Here is a 19292-nt window from a genome sequence, read left to right as displayed (position 1 = left end):
TCCATGACGTCCTCCGTGCTGTCCGGCGCGCCCAGGACCCTCAAGACCGCGAAAATCAAGATCACGACCAAGTGCAACCGCCACTGCGATTTCTGCATCTTCGCCGAAGGCGGCCAAGGCGAGAACATGCCGCTGGACACGTTCAGGCAGGTCCTCGACCGCCTCGGCCAGATCCCGTTCCGGCAGCTGCACATCAACGGCGGAGAACCCACCGTCCACCGCGACTTCAGCGAGCTCAGCGGCCTGGCCCGCGACCGTTTCCCGGACCAGGTCATGGTGCTCGGCTCCAACGCGATCACCCTGGCCCGCAACGAGCGTCTCCTCCAGACGACCCTCGCGCACTACGACCAGGTCCTGATCGGCTGCGACGAGGAGCACGACAACTACGACGAGGTCGGCGCCGTCATCCCTGTGCTCCGGGAGGCCGGAAAGACCGTCGTCATCAACAGCGTGCTGGAGGCCATCGCCCCGGACCGTCTCAGTCAACTGGCCACCCTGTGCGACGAGTACGGCGCCATCCACGTCACCAACCACGTCCACCACATCGACGTCGGCCAGCCCGCCAACGATCTCGGTGGACTCTGCGACCGCAACGTCGACCAGCACCTCATGATCGAGGTCGACGGCGACTGCTACCGGTGCTTCAACGCCATGGCCAAGAACGACAGCGAGTTCACGGTCTGGGACGACGACTTCGCCACCAAGGTCTTCGCGCCGCGCCGCGAGCACTACGACTTCTGCCTGAAGTGCCACGAGTACAGGGACTCGGGCCTTCAGGTCGTCCCCTCCCTCGCCCGTCGCACGGCTTCCGTCTGACCACCCCCTTCCCGGAGGTCCCCATGCCCGCAGCGCTCGGTCTGAACTTCCACCACGACACCTCCGCCTGCCTCGTCGTCGACGGCCGTATCTACGCGGCCGAGGAGGAGCGATGGAGCGGCGTCAAACACAACCGCACCACACGCAAGGGCATCCTCACCGCCCCCACCCATGCCCTCGACTGGTGCCTGCGGTCCGCCGGCATCGCCGTCGAGGACATCGACCACGTGTGGACGCCGTCCATGCGTCCCAGCCCTCGGCACGGATCGTGGGCGTCCACCGAGCAGGGCGAACTCGCCGCCCTGCTCCCCGGGGTGCTCGGGCAGCGGCTGAAGCTCATCTCGCACCACACCGCGCACGTCCTGTCCGGCTATCTGCTCTCCGGTGAGGACCACGCCGCCGGCCTGGTCATCGACGCGGGCGGGTCCGCCCTCGGCGCGGACATCGCGTCGGGACGCGAGCGGATCACCGGCTACGACCTGACCCCGGACAGCATCGACCGGATCCACCAGGTCACACCAGCCATCGCCCCTGGCCCGTCCGGGCCCGTGCGCACCCATCCGTCCCTCGGCCACTTCTACCGCAACCTGGCGCTGCGGGTGATTCCGCCGGGCAACGAGGTCGAGGGCAGCATGATGGCCCTGGCCGCCTTCGGTGACCCGGACCGCTACTACAAGGAACTCCGCGACCTCGTCCATCTCGGTGAGCTCGGGCACGTACACATCGCGGCGCCATGGGGCTCGTACGACGCCGACACTCCGCTCGGGATCGAGGACGTCATCTGGACCGCGCAGTCTGCCGACTCCAAGTCACTGGCCGCCCGCGCCGACCTGGCTGCCGCAGCCCAGCGGGTCTTCGCCGAGGCGGTCGTCCACGTGGCCCGTCACCTGCGCCATCTGACGGCCGCCCGCACGCTGGTCTTCTCCGGCGGCTGTGCAATGAACTCCCATCTCAACGGCACACTCGCCGAGCAGTCCGGCTTCGAGAACCTGTTCGTCGCCCCGGCACCACACGACGCCGGCACCGCGGTCGGCGCCGCGCTGTACGCCTGGAACTACGTCCTCGGACAGCCACTCCTGCCGACACCCGAGGACGCCGACTGGGGACCGCTCGCCGACGCCCTGCCTGACGGAGGGCTCCCGGGCGGCTACCGCGCTGTCGCCGGCCTCGGTGAGCGGCTGATCCCCACCGTCGCCGCGCTCCTCGCGGACCACCACGTCGTCGGCTGGGTGCGGGGCGGCATGGAGTTCGGGCCGAGGGCCCTCGGTCACCGCTCGATCCTCGCCCACCCCGGCAAGGCGGAGACCAAGACCCGCTTGAACACCCTCAAACAGCGAGCTGACTACCGCCCGTTGGCGCCCCTGGCCCTGGCCGAGGAAGCCGACGCGTGGTTCCTCGGCGACGGCGACCCGTTCATGAACCGCGTCGTACGCGCCCGCCACTGCAAGTCCGACCGGATGCCCGCGGTGGTCCACCACGACGGAACCGCCCGTCTCCAGACCGTGAGCCGAGGGCACTCCGGCGTTCGCCCGCTCCTGGAGGAGTTCCACCGACTCACCGGCGTACCCGTCCTGCTGAACACCTCCCTGAACTTCAAGGGAACGCCCATCCTCCGCACCGCCGAGCAGGCCGTCGCCGCCGCGGTCGAACTCGGCCTCGACGCCCTGGCCGTCGAGGACACGTTGATCCTCGCCCCGCACGTGCGGCTCGACACGGCCCTGACGGCCCCCGACGGAACGGACCGCGCATGACCAGCACCCCCGCCATGACGGACGAACTCGGCTTCAAGGACTGGCCGGAGCCGGAACGAGCGCGAGGCCGGCTCGCCGCGACCCTCGCCACGACGATCTACGCCGGTCACGTCCGAGACCAGGGCACGCCCTACATCAGCCATCCGGTGCGCGTCGTGGCCATCCTGAAGGACGAACTCGGCGTCACCGATCCCGAACTGCTCATCCTCGGCCTGCTGCACGACGCGCTGGAGATCTCCCCGACAGCTGAGCGCCTCATAGCGTCCCACCTGGGCCCTCCTCTCACCCAACGCCTGCGCTCCATGACCCCCGACCACCGGCTGGAGCAGCGCCCCAAGCGAGCGTGGGACTCGGACGTCTGGCACAACAAGATCAGGTGCCTCGGTCCGGAGGAACTGCTCATCCGTCTCGCCGACCGCATCGACAACCTGCGCGACCTGCGGCACTCGCCGGACCCGGCCCGTCGGGCGCGCTTCCTCGACAGCCTGACCAGCACCTACCTGCCGCTCGCTGAGCAGTCCCGCGACGTGAGCGCACCACTGCGAGCCGCGTACGAGATGCTCCACGCCGAGTACCGGCAGCAGGCGGAGGCGGGCACGTGACCCCGGTCGTCCACTCCATGTCGCCGCAGGGTCGCACCGGGGGCCGCGTCTACCTCCGCATGATCCACGAGGTCACAGCCGACTCGATCGAGTGGCGCACGGTGCCGGACTACAAGCGCGCCTACACAGTCCGCCGAGGCCGGAAGGTGCGCCACCTCTCCCGCCTCGCGCCTCAGATCCGCGAACTCAGAGACGAGCCGGGCGCGTTCCTCTGGGACGACCTCAGCGTCCTGTTCTTCACCCCGGAGATGCGGGCCCGGACCGTCTTCGTCTTCCACCACTACGAGCCGCTCCAGTTCGACTCCTGGCCCCTCGAACCGCTGCTGTGGCGCAGGCTGTTCGCGGTTCTGTCGCAGTGCCGCGCGGTCGTGTGCGTCGCTCCGTCCTGGGCGGCGTTCCTGAGGGAGCGCGGGGTGCACAACGTCCAGGTGATCTACAACGCCTTCGATCTCGCCGAGATCGACAGAGTCCGCGGTATGGACCCGGCCGAATGCAAGGCCCGCCTCGGTCTCCCCCAGAACGAGATCACGGTGTACGCGGGCAAAGCCGTGCACTGGAAAGGCGTCGAGACGGTCGCCAGGGCCATCGAGGGCGAACCCGGGCTCCGTCTCGTGACCACCGGGAGCAACACCATCGGCTCCACGGGACTCCACTTTGACCTGCCCCGTCCCCGGTACCTCGAATTACTGCGGGCCTGCGACGTCGGGGTCTTCACTCCCCGTATGCGAGAGGGGTGGAGCCGCTGCGCCGCGGAGGCGCTGCTCCTGGGCATGCCCTGCCTCATCCACCCCATCGCCGGGCTCGGCGACCTCGCGCATCTGGCCGGGCAGCCACACCCGGATCCGCCTCGGTTGGCCCAGCAGATTCGGGAGCGGTCGGAGGCAGCGCCCGACGAGTCGAAGACCGTGTACGAGACACTGGCCCGCTTCGATACGACGTACTTCGGCGACGCATGGTCCCGTCTCCTCCTCGCGAAGGCGACGGGACCGTGACCTCGAAGTGATCAGCCGGCGAGCTTCGCCAGCGCAGCGTCGATCCGGGCGAGCGTGCGGTCCTTGCCGAGGACCTCCAGGGACTCGAAGAGGGGCAGACCGACCGTGCGGCCGGTGACCGCGACGCGCACCGGGGCCTGGGCCTTGCCCAGTTTCAGGCCGTGGTCCTCGCCAGCGGCCAGGACGGCCTCCTTGAGGGACTCGGGGCTGGTCCAGTCGGCCGTCTCCAGTTTGGCGCGGGCCGTCGTGAGGAGGGCCACCGGGTCGCCCTTCATCGCCTTGTCCCAGGATGCCTCGTCCTCCACCGGCTCCTTCAGGAACAGGAAGTCGACGTTGGCCGTGATGTCTGAGAGGACGGCCACACGGGTCTGCGCGTGGGGGGCGATCGCCTCCCACGCGGCCTGGTCGAAGTCCTCGGGCGCCCAGTTGGCGTACGGGGCACGCAGCCACGGCTCGCAGGCCGCGACAAAGGTCTCCAGCGGCAGGGCCCGGATGTACTCGCCGTTGAAGGCGGTCAGCTTCTTGATGTCGAAGAAGGCCGGGGAGGTGTTCACGTCCTCGACGCGGAACTTCTGCTCCAGCTCCTCGTACGGACGGAGCTCGACGTCGTCCCCGGGGCCCCAGCCGAGCAGCATCAGGTAGTTGGTCATCGCCTCCGGCAGGAAGCCCTCTGCGAGGTAGTCCTCAAGAGCGACCTTGTCCCGGCGCTTCGACAGCTTCTGCCGCTTCTCGTTCACGATCACCGGCAGGTGCGCCCACACCGGGGCCTTCGCGCCGAGCGCCTCCCACAGCAACTGCTGCTTGGGCGTGTTCGACAGGTGCTCGTCGCCTCGGATGACCAGGGTGATGCCCTCGTCGAGGTCGTCGACCACGTTGGCGATCAGGAAGACCGGGGAGCCGTCACCGCGGGCGATGACGAAGTCCTCGATCGCCGAGTTCGGGAAGGACGGCTCACCCCGAATGAGGTCCACGACGACCGTCTCGCCCTCGGTGGGCGTACGGAACCGCAGCGCCCGGCCCTCGACGTACTCCAGCCCCCGGTCCCGGCAGAAGCCGTCGTAGCCGAGATGCTGCGAGCCGGTCCGCTCCTGGAGCTGCTCACGGGTGCAGTCGCAGTAGTACGCGCGGCCCTGCGCGTAGAGCTGCTGTGCGGCCTCGGTGTGGCGGTCGGCGTTCTGCGACTGGAAGTACGGCCCCTCGAAGGCGGGATCGTCCTTTGAGATACCGATCGACGCGAGCGCGCTGATGATGCCGTCGATCCACTCCGGCTTGTTGCGGGCCGCGTCGGTGTCCTCGATACGCAGGACGAACTTGCCCCCCGACTGTCGTGCGACGGCCCAGTTGTAGAGAGCCGACCTGGCCCCGCCAACATGGAACATTCCAGTCGGGGACGGGGCGAAACGCACGCGTGTGGAGGCTGTAGACATGGGCGCAAGCCTACCGATTCCCGAAGACCACTCGACCGCGCCTGCCGGAGCGTCCCCCCGCTCCGGCTCGGGGAGCATGCGTCATACGACCACTCCAGACCAGCGCCCGTCAGTCCTGGGCGGAGCGGCGTCGATTGCAGACGTGCCAGGCCGTGGCCTCGCTGACTCCGAACGTGGCGCCGAGCTGGGCGTACGTGGCTCCAGTCTCCTCCCGCATCCGCACAAGGTCCCCTTCCTGTTCACTGGTGAGCACATTCCGTCCGCCTCGTCCAGTGGCCGGCACAGGGGGCGGATCGGTGAGGTGACGCCAGGTCGCCCCTTGTACAGCGGCTCGAACCGTCCCGTACTTCAGATGGAACTTGTCGGCGAGTGATCGCAAGGAAGCGCCATCGGCATGCGCACGCCGCATCTCTCCGACTGTCGCGGCGGTCAGGAGCACGCCTGGCCGGCGAAGCTCCCCGGCGCACTCCTCGGGTGTCTGATCAGCGACATGCGCCCAGGTAACTCCGCGAACCGCGTCATGAACGGTGTTATAGGTAAGGCCGTTCCTCGTCGCGAGATAGCGCACAGAAGCGCCGGCGGCGTGCTCGCGCCTCAGCATGCGCACATGATCTTCGTTCAGAACCGTGGGGCTGGGCCGATCCGGATCAGCTGGTTGGGGCCGACTGATCGGCGGTGGATCGTCCACTTGCCGCCAGGTGGCACCGTAGACCGCCTTGGAAAGCGCCCTGCCGCTCACGCCGATCACGCGTGCGAGGTGCTCTATCGATGCCCCGTTTCCCACCTGCCGCCGGGCGTCACGCACCAGTTCCGCCGTGAGCACTCTTCGACCGCCACGGTGCTCGCGTGTCGGATCGCTGGAAGGCGTTTCCGAACCACGTGACGACACGCAGACCTCTCCACTCTCAGCGCCTGAGCCGGGCAGGCCGATCTCGGGCCACAACAGCATCACCTTGGAGAGCAATGTACGGGGCGCCGTCACCGCCGCGATCAGATGCACGCGCAGACAACATCCACAGCTGGCTCCACCCGCGTCCGTGTCTCACCCACGGTCAGCCACCTTGCTCGCGGTGGGCGTGTTTGCCGACGCTTCTTCCAAGGCCGTAGTGGGGTCGGTCGTCGCGGCCCACGGCCTCAGGCGGCTCGCTGCCGTTCCCCGGCACTCGCCTGGACGGACGGTACCCGTGACCTGGCCCGCGGTTCTATGCCGTCCTCTCGATCAGTCCGTCGCACGGCAGCCGCGCCCGAGGACTGGGGACATGCGGAGTCGTAACCCAGGTTCTCGGTCAAAGACTCTGGCGCGATCTCGAACCACGTCGTCTTGCCCGGGGAGTCCGGCTGCACTCCCCAGGCGTCCGCCAAAGCGTCAACGAGCAGTAGGCCCCGGCCGCGCTCGTCGTTCGGCCCAGCCTCGACAGCGCTCGGCAGCGACGGGGCGATGTCCGTGACTTCGACACGGAGCCGTTCGTCGATCCGCGTCACAGCGACGTCGCACGGAGCATCCGAGTACAGGACGGCGTTGGCGATCACCTCGCTCGCCAACAACTCGACGGTTTCCAGCATGTCGTCCGAGACGGAGAAGCCCAATTTCCCTACCAGCACGGCGACTTGGCGACGTGCAGACGGGACGGCCTCGACAGCAGCCGCGACCGTGAATTCGTGCATCGGACGTTTGGGATCGCAACGCTCCATGACGACACCTCACCTTGGTAGCGACCTCAGCGAACGGAAGCCTTCCATCCGACAAGTGCCGTGTGAGGACAGTCCGTCCGTAGGCAAAGCACGGCAAAGTACTTGACGTTTCGGTTAGTTGTTGCACGAACCAGCGGCTGAGCCACTACCCACAGGCCAGTGCAGTACCGGTGCTCGGGAGTCCTTCGCGGTACCTGTTGCCTGCGAATCCTTGCATCAGGCGCCATCCTCTCGAGTCGCGACTGCAATATCAGCGTCGCCCTCCGTCTGCCGACCGCGCACAGAGGGCGTCCTCGCCGTAGAAGCGCGCCCGTCCGCCAATCGAGTGATCAGCTCGTCGTGTAGCTGGAGCCCGTCGGGCAGATGGGCTAACTTGCTCTCGCCTGGCCTCGGACGCGGCCAGTTCTGGATGCCTGCCCCGACCTCAGAGGGCATTGCCCGGAGAACCGACGTCGCTTGACCTCATCTCGGTTTCTATCTGCTGTCGCTGTGTTGACACGCGCCTTCGCTGCCCAGGTCGGGGGGCGGCTTCTGCGGAGGGAGCGCGTCATGTACGACCTCGACCAAATCAGTAACGCCGCCGCCCAGCTCACCGGTGAGTCCCTGGAAGGCGCGCGGCAGCGCCTCGGCGCACTTCAACGCTTCGACCAGTTGATCCCTGCCGCTTGGACGGCCCAGGCCCTGTTGGAGTCCGTGCTCGTCTCCGCACTGGGCGCGGTGACTGGACAGACCCGGCCGTTCGGAGTGCGGGAGGCCAAGCCCATGGACAAGGGTCTGGTGCTCCGGGTGGAGAGATCCGAGGACGTGCACGCCCTGTTTGAGCTGCTGCCCTACCAGCCGAAGAAGGGGCCATGGCGCGGGGTGCGCGGACTGGTCGTCCAGACCGACGCCAAGCGGCTGCGCTTCGGATTTCGCCCCTGGGCGTACGAGCGGTCTTGGCGGGCTGCCGAGCCAGCGGTGTGGGTGACCGGACCACACGGGGTGGACCTGCCCGCGCTGCTGACCGCCCACGAAGAGCGGATCCGGACGGCTGGGCACAGCACGCAGTGGGATCCTCAGCGTCCGGAACCTGGGCCTCGGCGGCGAGAGCCAGCGGCGCGCAGTCTGGTGCGCCAGCTCAGTGCCTCCTCTGCGATGGGCAGTGCCCTTCTGCGGCGTCCGCGCCTGTGGGACAGCCTGGCGGGCTACGCCGGGGTGCGGGTGGCTACCCAGATGACCGACTACGGACTCGACTGGATCCTGGAACGCCATGTGGTCGGACCGCAGTTCGACGACGCTAGGCTCATCGAAGTGCTGACGGATCGCGTCGCGGGCTGCGGCCTACGAATCCTGGACCACGCCTGCGGCACCGATGAGTGCACGGTACGCCTGGCCCCGCGGCCCGGGACGTGGGACTGGAGAGGCGTGCTCACCGTACGCAGCCATAGGGCCGCGTCTCTGCCACACGTCCAGTTCCCCAGTCCGCGGCCCCTGATCGCGATCGGTGATCGCCTCAGCGTCAGCCGTCCGGTCACCAACTTCGCCGGTCCAGATCGCGGCGTCCAGGACCGCGACGGTGTCACCATCCAGCTCACAGGGGTGCCACACACCGGCGGCCTGCACCGGGATGACCTGTCCTGGGTGGCGGAGCAGATCGCGGCCGTATGGACAACGCAGGGACTGGTCACCGCCTTCATCCTGGCCCGGGACCGGGACGGCTGGATCGGCTTCCGTGACCATGGGAAGCCGACATGGGCCACGGCCCCGGTCCCAGACACAGTCGAGGGGTGGCGGCGACTTCGTATCGCCCCGCCACCAGGAGAACTCTGGTCGCTGAGGGTCTCCGATGGGGACGAAGCAATCGCCGGCGCGCTTGCGGAGGCTCGACGTCGCTTCGACCGCGTCTTCCTGATCAAAAGGAACGACGACTGGCGCTGGGAAGAACACTCCCTCAGTCGGCTCACCGACGTGCGCATCCTCGTGCACCGGGCAGAGCCCTACGAGCGGCGTATCCCGCTCCCCGCCGAATCCGGACAGGACACCGACGCCGTGATGCTGACACCTGCAGAATCGGCCATGCAGTGGCGACAGCAGGAACTGGGCCGCTGGACCTTGAAACGCCCCCTGGCCGGGATGCTGCTCGTCAACCCCGCCTCCCACGACGTACAGCTCGACGACTTCGACGAGGCCGTCGAGAATGAGCTCGCCCGTTACGGGACACCTGTTCTCGGGCGCTTCCCCGCCAACCGGCCAATCGCTCACGGCCCCGGGCTTAGCCCGCATCCGCCCACCGTCCTGGACCCACAGACCGATCAACCCACCCACGCCCAGATGATCACTGCGGCGAATGCTCTCGCCTGCCGCCTGTGGCCTGACTCCCCACTCGCCAGCGAGCCGCCCAAAGCCGCGGGTACTCCCGTGGCTTCACCCAGTTGACGTTCCATACGGCAGCGGGGCCAACGACGGCATCCGGCTCCGCTGCCGCCCCGTCCGTCGACTCCCCGTTGGAGCGCGCTCAGCTCTAGGCACACAGCCGCCCGCGCTCGGCCTCCTGCTCCTGTCCTACGCCGAGAATCCGGTGCAGCTCCGCCGTGACCACGCGATACGCGTTGCCCAGCTTGAGGACGGAGACCGGGTACTCACCCCTCTTCGCCAGGGCGTATCCCGTGCTGCGGCCGATGGTCAGCGCCTTGTTGGCCGTATCGAGGTCGACGGCAACAGGCAGAGCGAGCAGTTCGTCGCGGGTCATCCCCCGGCCAGCCTTCGATGTCGCCATGATGCATTCCGATCGCCAATGTGTGCAGTGACAGCAGAACGTGTACCACGGATGTTGCAGCCGCTCATTTTTGCGACGTAAGTTGTAGCCATGACGAATCGAGACTGGTCGCCGAGCTTCACCGCCCGCGTAGCCGAGCAGATGCGCCAGGCCCGCAAGGCCGCCGGCCTCACCGTGGCGGAGGCCGCACAGGCGTGCGCCGGGCTGGGCCTGGCGGTCCCCAAGACGACGATCACGAATCTGGAGACCGGGCGGCGCACCTCGATCGACCTGGCGGAATTCCTCGTGCTCGCCGAGGTCTACAAGGTGCCGCCGATCAGCCTGCTGTTCCCTTTGGGCACGGACGCCTCCGTCGCCGTGCTCCCCGACCGGGAGGTCCCGACCTGGGAGGCCGTCGCCTGGTTCACCGGCGAGACACCGTTGGCCGAGTCCGCGCCGCAAGGCTCCGCCCGGGAAGTGCTGGACACGTTCCGCGTCCACAGCGACGCCGTGGCCACGGCTGCCGCATCCACCCGCCTGGCGAAGGACCGGCGGCGGAAGGCCAGCATCACCTTGGACTCCGGCCGTCGCGAGACCCTCCTGGAAGCCGCTGCGTCGTACGAGCAACTCGCCTTTGACGACTGCAGAGAGCTACGGGTCTTCCGCCAGGTGATGCGGGAACGCGGGCTGGTTCCGCCTGCCCTCCCCGCCGATCTCTCGTTCGTCGACGAACCCGACCCCCAGGACTAGCGTGACCAGCACCACCTCCTCCTCCGGCGGCGCAACCACCCGACGCTGCTCGTGCCGCGACCCGGAAACCGGCAAGAACTACGGCAAGTCGTGCCCCAAGCTGGCCAACCGACGTCACGGCACCTGGGCGATTCGCCACGAGCTGAGCAACCGGTCCGACGGCACCCGCCGGGAGTTTCGTCGCAGCGGTTTCGAATCCTCGGCCGAGGCGACCAAGGAACTGAACAAGGTCCGTGCACTGCTCGCCATACCCGAAGAGGACGATCCAGTCGGCCATCTCGCGGTCAGCGACATGCTGGAGACCTGCGCCAAGAACAAGGAGCCGCTGCCGGACTACGACGAGACGCGTCGGCGGCTCGCCGCCGGGCAGGCCCTCAACCCCAGGATGTCGGTGTCCGAATGGCTCGACCTCTGGTTGAGCGGCAAGAAGCGCCTCCGCGCGGGTGGCCAGAAGCGCTACGAGAGCGACATCCGGGTCCATCTGAAACCCCACCTCGGGGAAGTACGGCTCGACAAGCTCAACGTCCCACACCTCGACCGGATGTTCGACGCCATCAACGAGACGAACATCGAGATCCAGGAACAGAACGCCCAGAGGCGTGCAGCTCTCGACGAGCTCAAGGCCATCCCCTGGAAGGGCGCCGAGAACCGCGCCCGTCGTAAGTGGCTCAAGGCCGCCATCGACCAGATGCCGCCCTTCCGCCGGGTGACCAGCGTCAACACCCAGCACCACATCAGGGCTACGCTTCGCGCCGCACTCAACACGGCCATCGCGCAGCGGATCATCCCGAACTACAACGCGGCCGAGCACGTCGAGATGAAGCCCGGGACCAAGCCCAAGGCTCTCGTCTGGACCGAGGAGCGGGTGGCCCACTGGCTGGCTACGGGCGAGAAGCCCAGCCCGGTGATGGTCTGGACCCCGGAGCAGACCGGCCAGTTCCTGGACCACGTCGAGGGTGACCGTCTGGATGCCATGTGGCGTCTGATCGCATTCCGCGGCCTGCGCCGCGGCGAAGGATGCAGCCCTCGCTGGATGGACTTCTCCAAGAGGACGCGCTCCTTGGAAATCGCCACTCAGCTCGTCCAGGACGGCTGGGAGGTCCTCGAAGGTCTTCCCAAGACCAACAGCGGCATCCGGTCCGTCGCCCTCGACGAGGAAACGGTGGACGCACTGGAGCGACGCAAGCTCCTCCAGCAGGAGGAGAAGCGCAAGTGGGGCGACGCGTGGAAGGACACGGGCCGCATCTTCACCGAGGAGGATGGCTCCCTCCTCCACCCGGGCAAGATCTCCGACCTCTTCGAGCGACTCGTCGCCGAAGCCGGACTCCCGCCCATCCGCCTCCACGACCTGCGTCACGGCGCCGCGACCCTCATGCTCGCCGCAGGCGTCGATATCAAGGTGGTCTCGGAGACGCTGGGCCACAGCGACAGCCGCATCACCCGCGACATCTACCAGTCCGTCCTCGACGATCTCGCGCGGGCGGCGGCGGAGGCGGTCGTGAAACTCGTGCCTCGCGCGCCCCGCGCGATCCGTTCGGTGATCGAACAGCGTGCGGCCCGGCCTGCCCTCTCCATCGCTACCTCTCCCCGTTGTACGTGCAAGTGCACATGCGATGCCGCTGACGGCGAAGCGCTCATGGCGTAGCCAGGCGCTGTTCCGTCCCAGGATGCAAGGTCTCTACCTCCTGCGCCCCGGGCTCTACGGAGGCTCATCCGCCCTTGCTGGCCCGCCGGGTGGCCAGAGGTACGGCAGAAGCGGCCCACGCTGGGTGAAGCCGACCCGTCGGTAGGCGGGCTGGGCCAGAATGCAGCCATGGTCGCGATCATCAAGTGCGAGAGCTTCGAGTACGAAGACGTCAGGGCCCTCGAGGAAATTTATCGGTCCCGTCGTCTCGAGTACGAGTGGACACTCATACGCAAGGAAGAGCTCTTCAAGGGGCGGCACTTGGCCCTGATCGCAGCCCAAGACAGGTATGGACGCTACGAGGTCAAGTACGTAGGCAAGTGCGTGCGCGGCCGCAAGGCGGCAGACTCGGTGAAGCAGCTGCGAGTCACTTATGTCCGTCCTCTGCAGGTTCCGGTGCCGTTGTCTGAGCTGCTCGAAGCTGTACCGAGACATCTGCAGCGCCATCTTGCTACGGAGGGGCAGCAGACCAAGACCGCAGGCTCAGAGTTGCGACGCCTCCTTCTGGAACGACGCCCCGAAGCACGTGATGCCGTCGACGAGATCGAAGGCGCCATCTCTTCATGGGACTTCGGGGCCTCGCGCGCTGGCCAGGCAGTCTCCCTGCAGCGCGACGGCACCCTGATATCCGCGCGTATGGCGGGCTTCCGGGCCCTAGATCTGGCCGAATGGGATCCTCCCGCAGAGGAGCTCTACGACGACAGGGTGCCGCCGCTCTTCCTTGACCTGGTTGCGGAGCCATCAGCCTCAGAGGGCCGAGGTCAGCCCAATCCTCAGGACAGAACTCACCGTCCGGACACGATGGATGCTCAGCCTGCGCTTGAGGATCACCTCATCGCCCACGACACGCACACGATGCGGGGATGGCTGAGCAACGCCACTGATCACGTCGCATGGCGAGAGTTCCGCGAGCACGGGCGAACTCTGCTCGTCGGGAACGCCAACCGGGCGACAGCGGAACGACTGCTGGGGTGCGACGTCATCTTCTACAACGTCTCACGAAACAGCATGGTCCTTGTTCAGTACAAGAAACTCGACGCGGAGAAGGGCGGCTTCTACTACCCGAATAGCGACCGGAACCTTGCCAAGGAGCTCCAGCGCATGAGGGCCTTGGATCGGTATGCGGCGAGTGTGGCCGACGGAAGAAGCGAGCAGCGTCTCGACGGGAACCCGAGCTGGATCAAGCTGTGTCACCCGAGGTCGGTACTGCCCCACACCTCGGAGATGATTCACGGTATGTACTTCTCCCGACGCCAGTTTGAGTCGCTGCGTCAGGATGCCCGCCTGAAGGACGGGCGGCAGGGTGCGGTCCGGTTCGGATACAAGAACGTGCCCGGATACCTAGACAACACGCTGTTCACGCGCCTGGTCGAGACGGGGCAGATCGGCACGACTGGAATCAGTAGCGATCTTGTCCGCCAGCAGGTATTTCGTACCTTCCGCGGGCAGCGTGACCTAGTGCTGGCGGCGCTCTACGGTGATGAGCCACCGCAGGCGGAGCGCAACGCGAGACGGCGCATGAGCAGGTGAGTGACGGCCTTCACTGGACGGCTCAGACCCCGTACGGCACAACCTCTAAGGCGGCCTTAGCGGTCAAATTTCGGCCATGTTGGAAACAGTGTCCGTGGACGTAGGCGGACGTCCACGAACCGGTGCGAACACAGTGAGAACTACTGAGACAGAGGGGGACTGGCCTGGTTCGATCCACGGAGAGTTACCTACTTCCCCCAGCGGGTCACACTGCCTTCATGACGAGCTTTCAGCAGCGGAAAGCGATAGGCGATGCGCACGAGCGATACGTCGCCGAGCAACTTATCGGACGAGGATGGGAAGTGGATTTCTGGGGGCAGGGCCTGCTGAGTAGGGCGCTTCAATGCGCGCTCCGGCGGACGGACAGTTCCATTCGCTGGTTCCCGGATCTCATCGCGGCGAAGGCAAGGGACCTGGTGCTGATCGACTGTAAAGGTGGGATGACCAGCCAGCGAACAGGGCGTCACGCCGTTGAACGCTCTGCAGTTCAGGCGCACTTGCAGCTCGTTGCCTGGACAAGTCTCCCGGTCTACTACGTGTTCGACGGGCTCGACGTGTGGGCACCGCATGATGTCCTTATCGCGGGGCAGGAAGGGCCGCACAGCGTTGTTGGTTCCGGGACCCCGTACTTTCTGATCTCTGCACAAGGAGCCCGCCGCTTCGACGACCTGTTCGGCGCCCCGGGTCTTCCAGAGTTGGGTATGGCCTCGTAGGGGCCCGGGATCCGTTGGCGGGAAGCGTCTCCTTCCGTCTGTACGAGTCGGTCGAGCCGTGATCCGGGCAATGTCCCGTTGGTCCGTCACACCACGTGCATTTACTGAGCGACTCCCATTCTTCCAAGGGCCGCACGCGCCGCGTTTTCCGGCAACGGCTCAGGGGCGAGACGCGGTGGCACACCGACCCAGAAGTGACGGAGATCCCGTGGACTCGCGCCGAGATCTCCCGCGAAGAAACCCCTGGCCGCTCACTGGGAAGCTCGGCCGTGCGCTCCCCTGCGCAGTGCGTTGATGACCCGCACGATGGTGCTCTGGTACAAACTCGGCATCAGGCCAGCCTGGAGCGAACCGGCCCCCGGCCGGACGTGGCCTCGTAGCGACTCCAGCCTCCTCTCAGCCGCAGTTTCTGGCCCATGCTCTGCGCCGAACTCGTCACCGCACGCTGACGAAGCTAGCCACTGGCCTGCTCCCGCATGCCACGGGCCAGAGCAGCATGGTGACGCATGACCCGGACCGTGCAGATATCCACCCGGCGTTGGTCGTGGTCATCGCCGCACGGACAGATACTCCATCCGCTTGTCTCGACATGGTCAGCCACGGTGTCCACCAACTCGGCCAGCTCATCGAGCACACCCACAGAGATCTCTGCTGCCCCGTCGGCATGGTTCTTCACAAGGGCCGCGCCGATCTCAGTAGCGAGATCTAGGAGGTGGGCCTCAGCCGCTCCGTCGTCGTTGAGGCCGGCGTACTTACCGGCCTGCGAAGCGGCCATGACCAAGTGGCCGAGCGACTCGACGGGGGCGCTGACCGTACGGTCGTCGATCCGCACCGGCCGCACCGCGTGTGGTCCAGAGACTCCCTGGTCGGCTTCGCTCGCCGCCTTCATGATGATCTCCGCGACGGCTTCCGGGGTCACCAGATGGACAGCCTCGTCATGGTCCATGCCCATCTGCCGGCCCATGACCTCGACGAGGTGCTCCGCGACGCCCCGCACCGATGTCGGCTCGACCTCGACTCCGTGTGTCAGCAACACGGCGCTCGCCTGCGTCACAAGGGTCTTGAACGGGAGGGTGTCCGATCGATCTGCCACGGCCCCAGCCTAGAAGTCCGGGTTGGAGCGTCTCCACAAAACCGGCCTACTCGCCGAGAACCCTCGCCATGGCTTTCGGCGACGCTGTCGCGCCACCCCTTGCGCACCCCCGCGCACAAGCTCTGCGCTGATGCGCTCCCCTCGCGCACCCCTTGGATTTGGCGGCACGGACCGCCGGGTCAGCCCAGACCAGAACAGCACCCCAAAACGCGAGAAAGCCCAGGTCAGCGGCGTCTGACCTGGACTTTCACAAGAGCCGCCTTCGGGATTCGAACCCGAGACCTACGCATTACGAGTGCGTTGCTCTGGCCATCTGAGCTAAGGCGGCGCGCCGTCCGCACTATGGTGCGATCAGCAACGTCGGTAAGTCTACACAGTTTCCGGGGGTGCTCCGCACCAGCCCCGGAGGCGGTGATTCCGGGGCTGGGTGGAGGGGCTAGGCGCAGCGTTTGCTCTGTGCCGGAGGCGTGCCGCGGAGCAGGTACGTGTTGATCGCGGAGTCGATGCAGGTGCTGCCGCGGCCGTACGCGGTGTGGCCGTCGCCCTCGTAGGTGAGGAGGCGGGACGACGTGAGCTGGGCGGCCAGGGCGCGGGCCCAGCGGTACGGGGTCGCCGGGTCGCGCGTGGTGCCGACGACGACCATCGGGGCGGCGCCGCGTGCGGCGATGCGGTGCGGCTCGCCCGTGGCCCGCACCGGCCAGTACGCGCAGTTCAGGGAGGCCCAGGCCAGGCCCTCGCCGAAGACCGGGGACGCCTTCTCGAACTCGGGGAGCGCCTCGCGCACCTCGTCCGGCGTCGAGAACGCCGGCGGGAGGTCGAGGCAGTTCACGGCGGCGTTGGCGAACATCAGGTTCGAGTAGCGGGCGTCGGCGTCGCGCTCGTAGTAGCTGTCCGACAGGAACAGCAGCCCCGCGCCGTCGTTCTCCTTCATCGCCGACGTCAGCGCCTCACGCAGCTGCGCCCAGGCACCCTCGTCGTACATCGCCGCGATCACGCCGGTCGTGGCGAGGGCCTCGCCGAGCTTGCGGCCGTCCGCGTCGCCGGTGGGGATCGGGTGCGCGTCGAGCTTGCGGAAGAAGGCCTTCAGCCTGGCCCCCACCTGGTCCGCCCGCTTCCCCAGCGGGCAGTCCGGCTGCCGCACGCAGTCCCGCGCGAACGACTGGAACGCCGTCTCGAACCCCGCCGTCTGGTCCAGGTTCATCCGACGGGCGGGCAGCGACGGGTCCATCGCGCCGTCCAGGACCAGCCGCCCGACCCGGTCCGGGAACAGTCCGGCGTACGTCGCCCCGAGGAACGTCCCGTACGACGCCCCCACGTACGTCAGCTTCGCGTCGCCCAGCGCGGCCCGCAGGATGTCCATGTCCCGGGCCGCCTCGGCGGTGGACACATGGCGCAGCAGCTCGGGCGACCGCGCCCCGCAGCCCTCCGCGAACTTCTGGTACGCGGCGACGAGTTCGTCGGTCTCCTCCGCGTCGTCGGGTGTCGTGTCGGTCTGCGTGTACGCGTCCATCTCGCGCCCGTCGAGGCACTCCACGGGCTCGCTGCGGGCGACGCCGCGCGGGTCGACCGCGACCATGTCGTACCGCGCGCGGACCGCGGCCGGGTAGCCGATCCCGGCGTACGCCTGGAGGTAGCCGATCGCCGAGCCGCCCGGCCCGCCCGGGTTGACCAGCAGCGAGCCGAGCGCCTTGCCGGAGCCGGTGGCCTTCTTGCGGGCGACGGCGAGGCGGACGTCACCGGCGTCCGGCTTGTCGTAGTCGAGCGGCGCCCTCAGCGTGGCGCACTGGAAGCCGGGGACACCGCAGCTGCGCCAGCTCAGCTTCTGCCCGTAGTACGACGTGAGCGCGGCCGGCGTGGCCTTCGGCAGGGCGGCCAGCGCCGCCTCCGCGGCCGAGCTCGGGGAGCCCGACGAGCTCCCGGAGCAGGCGGAGACGAGCAGCGCGGCGACGGCGAGCACGGCACCGCCGGTGCGGGTACGCCGGTGGCGGGGCGGGGTGAGGGGCCGGACGGGCGGGGCTGCGGAGCGGAGACGGCGCCTGATGTGCATCACGTGAGCGTAACTGTGCGCAGTGACATGAACGCTCTCCGTACACAATCCGGCTCGTACGAGTTACCTGGTCAACCTCCTGTTGATCGTCGGTACGGAGGCGTGCCGCGGTCGGGTCGGCCGAGTCAGCCCGCTCGCAGCGCCATCGTCATCGCCTCCACCGCCAGCAGCGGCGCCACATTGCGGTCCAGGGCGTCGCGGCAGGCGGCGATCGCCTCGATGCGGCGGAGCGTGGCCTCCGGGGAGCTGCCGCGGGCGAGCCGCTCCAGGGCGTCTTCCGCATCCGCGTTGGCGATGGCCACGCGCGAGCCGAGCTGGAGGGCGAGGACGTCGCGGTAGAAGCCGGTGAGGTCGGTCAGCGCCACGTCCAGGCTGTCGCGCTGGGTCCGGGTTCTGCGGCGCTTCTGCTTGTCCTCCAGGTCCTTCATCACGCCCGCCGTGCCGCGCGGCAGCCGCCCGCCCTGGGCCGCGCCCAGCGCCGCCTTCAGCTCCTCGGTCTCCTTGCCGTCCCTCTCCTCGGCGAGCAGCTTGGCGTCCTCGGCGGCGGCGTCGACGAGTTCCTGCGCGGCCTTGAGGCAGCCGCCGACATCGTCCACGCGCAGGGGGAGCTTCAGAACGGCGGCCCTGCGCTCCCGCGCGGCGGGGTCGGTGGCCAGCCGGCGGGCCCGGTCGACATGCCCCTGCGTGGCCCGGGCGACGGCCGCCGCCACGGCGGGCTCGATGCCTTCACGTCGTACGAGAAGGTCGGCGACCGCGTCCACGGAGGGCGTCCGCAGGTTGAGGTGCCGGCAGCGGGAGCGGATGGTGGGGAGGACGTCCTCGATGGAGGGGGCACAGAGGAGCCAGACCGTGCGGGGGGCGGGCTCCTCGACCGCCTTCAGCACGGCGTTGGCCGACTTCTCGTTCAGCCGCTCGGCGTCCTCGACGAGGATCACCTGCCAGCGGCCGTTCGCCGGGGACGTGAAGGACTTCCGGACGGTGTCCCGCATGTCGTCGGCGAGGATCTGCGTACCGACGGCGGCGACCGTGGTGACGTCCGCGTGCGTGCCGACGAGGGCGGTGTGGCAGCCGTCGCAGAATCCGCAGCCGGGGACGCCGCCGAGCGCCCGGTCCGGGCTCACGCACTGCAGCGCCGCGGCGAAGGCCCGCGCGGCCTGCGTACGCCCCGCGCCCGGCGGGCCGGTGAACAGCCACGCGTGCGTCATCTTCGACGCGGCGGGCGGCGGCGCGTCGGTAGCGGCGGCGGTGACGAACGCGTCGGCGTCCCGAGCGGCAGCGCTCAGCTGCTCACTCACCTTCTCCTGTCCGACGAGGTCGTCCCAGACGGTCATGCCTCACGCCGCCCTTTCGTCATGGCCGGGGTCGCGGATTCCATTGCTCGGGTCGCGGATTCCCGTGTTCGGGGTCGCGATTTCCCTGGTTCGGGGTCGCGGATTCCATTGTGCGGTGCGGCACTGACAA

General features: G+C 68.0%; 16 protein-coding genes and 1 tRNA gene. 9 read left to right on the top strand and 8 right to left on the bottom strand.

The window, feature by feature from the left end; genetic code table 11:
* The first annotated feature begins 3 nt into the window (after window positions 1-3).
* The 4 genes from ACFUO4_RS41770 to ACFUO4_RS41755 are packed head-to-tail and all read left to right on the top strand — an operon-like array spanning window position 4 to window position 4161.
* A complete protein-coding gene (locus ACFUO4_RS41770) occupies window positions 4-816 on the top strand; it encodes a radical SAM protein (RefSeq protein WP_383495401.1) in 813 nt (270 codons plus the stop codon).
* A 23-nt stretch (window positions 817-839) separates the two neighbouring features.
* The gene (locus tag ACFUO4_RS41765; RefSeq protein WP_383495398.1) at window positions 840-2567 is read left to right on the top strand and encodes a carbamoyltransferase C-terminal domain-containing protein; all 1728 of its coding nucleotides are present in this window, start codon (window positions 840-842) and stop codon (window positions 2565-2567) included.
* Window positions 2564-3169 (top strand): HD domain-containing protein, encoded by a 606-nt coding sequence (locus ACFUO4_RS41760; RefSeq protein ID WP_383495395.1) that lies wholly within the window; start codon window positions 2564-2566, stop codon window positions 3167-3169. Before ACFUO4_RS41765 ends, ACFUO4_RS41760 begins: the two co-directional genes overlap by 4 nt.
* Window positions 3166-4161, top strand: a complete 996-nt coding sequence (locus ACFUO4_RS41755; protein WP_383495392.1) for a glycosyltransferase — start codon at window positions 3166-3168, stop codon at window positions 4159-4161. The genes ACFUO4_RS41760 and ACFUO4_RS41755 overlap by 4 nt, the downstream gene beginning before the upstream one ends.
* Before the next feature lie 11 nt (window positions 4162-4172).
* On the opposite strand, the gene gltX is transcribed toward ACFUO4_RS41755, so the two are convergent.
* The 3 genes from gltX to ACFUO4_RS41740 form a co-directional block, all read right to left on the bottom strand.
* Window positions 4173-5540 (bottom strand): glutamate--tRNA ligase, encoded by a 1368-nt coding sequence (gltX, locus tag ACFUO4_RS41750; RefSeq protein WP_383495389.1) that lies wholly within the window; start codon window positions 5538-5540, stop codon window positions 4173-4175.
* A 157-nt stretch (window positions 5541-5697) separates the two neighbouring features.
* Complete coding sequence (locus ACFUO4_RS41745) at window positions 5698-6588, bottom strand: hypothetical protein (protein ID WP_383495386.1); 891 nt, start codon at window positions 6586-6588, stop codon at window positions 5698-5700.
* Window positions 6589-6722: 134 nt separating this feature from the next.
* Window positions 6723-7280 (bottom strand): ATP-binding protein, encoded by a 558-nt coding sequence (locus tag ACFUO4_RS41740; RefSeq protein WP_383495383.1) that lies wholly within the window; start codon window positions 7278-7280, stop codon window positions 6723-6725.
* Window positions 7281-7829: 549 nt separating this feature from the next.
* On the opposite strand from ACFUO4_RS41740, the gene ACFUO4_RS41735 reads away from it, so the two are divergent.
* Window positions 7830-9695: a hypothetical protein gene (locus tag ACFUO4_RS41735; RefSeq protein WP_383495380.1), complete on the top strand. Its 1866-nt coding sequence runs from the start codon at window positions 7830-7832 to the stop codon at window positions 9693-9695.
* An 85-nt stretch (window positions 9696-9780) separates the two neighbouring features.
* On the opposite strand, the gene ACFUO4_RS41730 is transcribed toward ACFUO4_RS41735, so the two are convergent.
* Window positions 9781-10035 carry an integrase gene (locus ACFUO4_RS41730; RefSeq protein ID WP_383495377.1) on the bottom strand — a complete coding sequence of 85 codons (255 nt, stop codon included), beginning with the start codon at window positions 10033-10035 and terminating at the stop codon, window positions 9781-9783.
* A gap of 90 nt (window positions 10036-10125) precedes the next feature.
* Here ACFUO4_RS41730 and ACFUO4_RS41725 point away from each other — a divergent pair, with 90 nt between their 5' ends.
* The 4 genes from ACFUO4_RS41725 to ACFUO4_RS41710 all read left to right on the top strand — a co-directional run bounded on the left by ACFUO4_RS41725 (window position 10126) and on the right by ACFUO4_RS41710 (window position 14691).
* On the top strand, window positions 10126-10764 hold the full coding sequence (locus ACFUO4_RS41725; RefSeq protein WP_383495374.1) for a helix-turn-helix domain-containing protein: 639 nt from the start codon (window positions 10126-10128) through the stop codon (window positions 10762-10764).
* A gap of 1 nt (window position 10765) precedes the next feature.
* Window positions 10766-12409: a tyrosine-type recombinase/integrase gene (locus tag ACFUO4_RS41720; protein ID WP_383495371.1), complete on the top strand. Its 1644-nt coding sequence runs from the start codon at window positions 10766-10768 to the stop codon at window positions 12407-12409.
* Between the two features lie 168 nt (window positions 12410-12577).
* On the top strand, window positions 12578-13978 hold the full coding sequence (locus ACFUO4_RS41715) for a hypothetical protein (RefSeq protein WP_383495368.1): 1401 nt from the start codon (window positions 12578-12580) through the stop codon (window positions 13976-13978).
* 218 nt (window positions 13979-14196) lie between these two features.
* A complete protein-coding gene (locus ACFUO4_RS41710; protein WP_383495365.1) occupies window positions 14197-14691 on the top strand; it encodes a hypothetical protein in 495 nt (164 codons plus the stop codon).
* A 454-nt stretch (window positions 14692-15145) separates the two neighbouring features.
* Here the strand turns inward: ACFUO4_RS41710 and ACFUO4_RS41705 are convergent, their stop codons facing one another.
* The 4 genes from ACFUO4_RS41705 to ACFUO4_RS41690 form a co-directional block, all read right to left on the bottom strand.
* Entirely contained in the window at window positions 15146-15784 is a 639-nt protein-coding gene (locus ACFUO4_RS41705) for a hypothetical protein (protein ID WP_383495362.1), read from the bottom strand.
* A gap of 254 nt (window positions 15785-16038) precedes the next feature.
* A tRNA-Thr gene (locus ACFUO4_RS41700) sits at window positions 16039-16112 on the bottom strand.
* A 108-nt stretch (window positions 16113-16220) separates the two neighbouring features.
* Window positions 16221-17831, bottom strand: coding sequence for an alpha/beta hydrolase (locus tag ACFUO4_RS41695; protein ID WP_383495359.1), 1611 nt, complete (start codon window positions 17829-17831; stop codon window positions 16221-16223).
* Between the two features lie 125 nt (window positions 17832-17956).
* Window positions 17957-19162, bottom strand: coding sequence for a DNA polymerase III subunit delta' (locus tag ACFUO4_RS41690; protein WP_383495356.1), 1206 nt, complete (start codon window positions 19160-19162; stop codon window positions 17957-17959).
* Window positions 19163-19292 lie beyond the last annotated feature (130 nt).

Source organism: Streptomyces sp. NPDC057280 (genome assembly GCF_042668605.1).
Lineage (GTDB): Bacteria > Actinomycetota > Actinomycetes > Streptomycetales > Streptomycetaceae > Streptomyces.
This window is presented reverse-complemented; position numbering and strand designations above follow the sequence as displayed.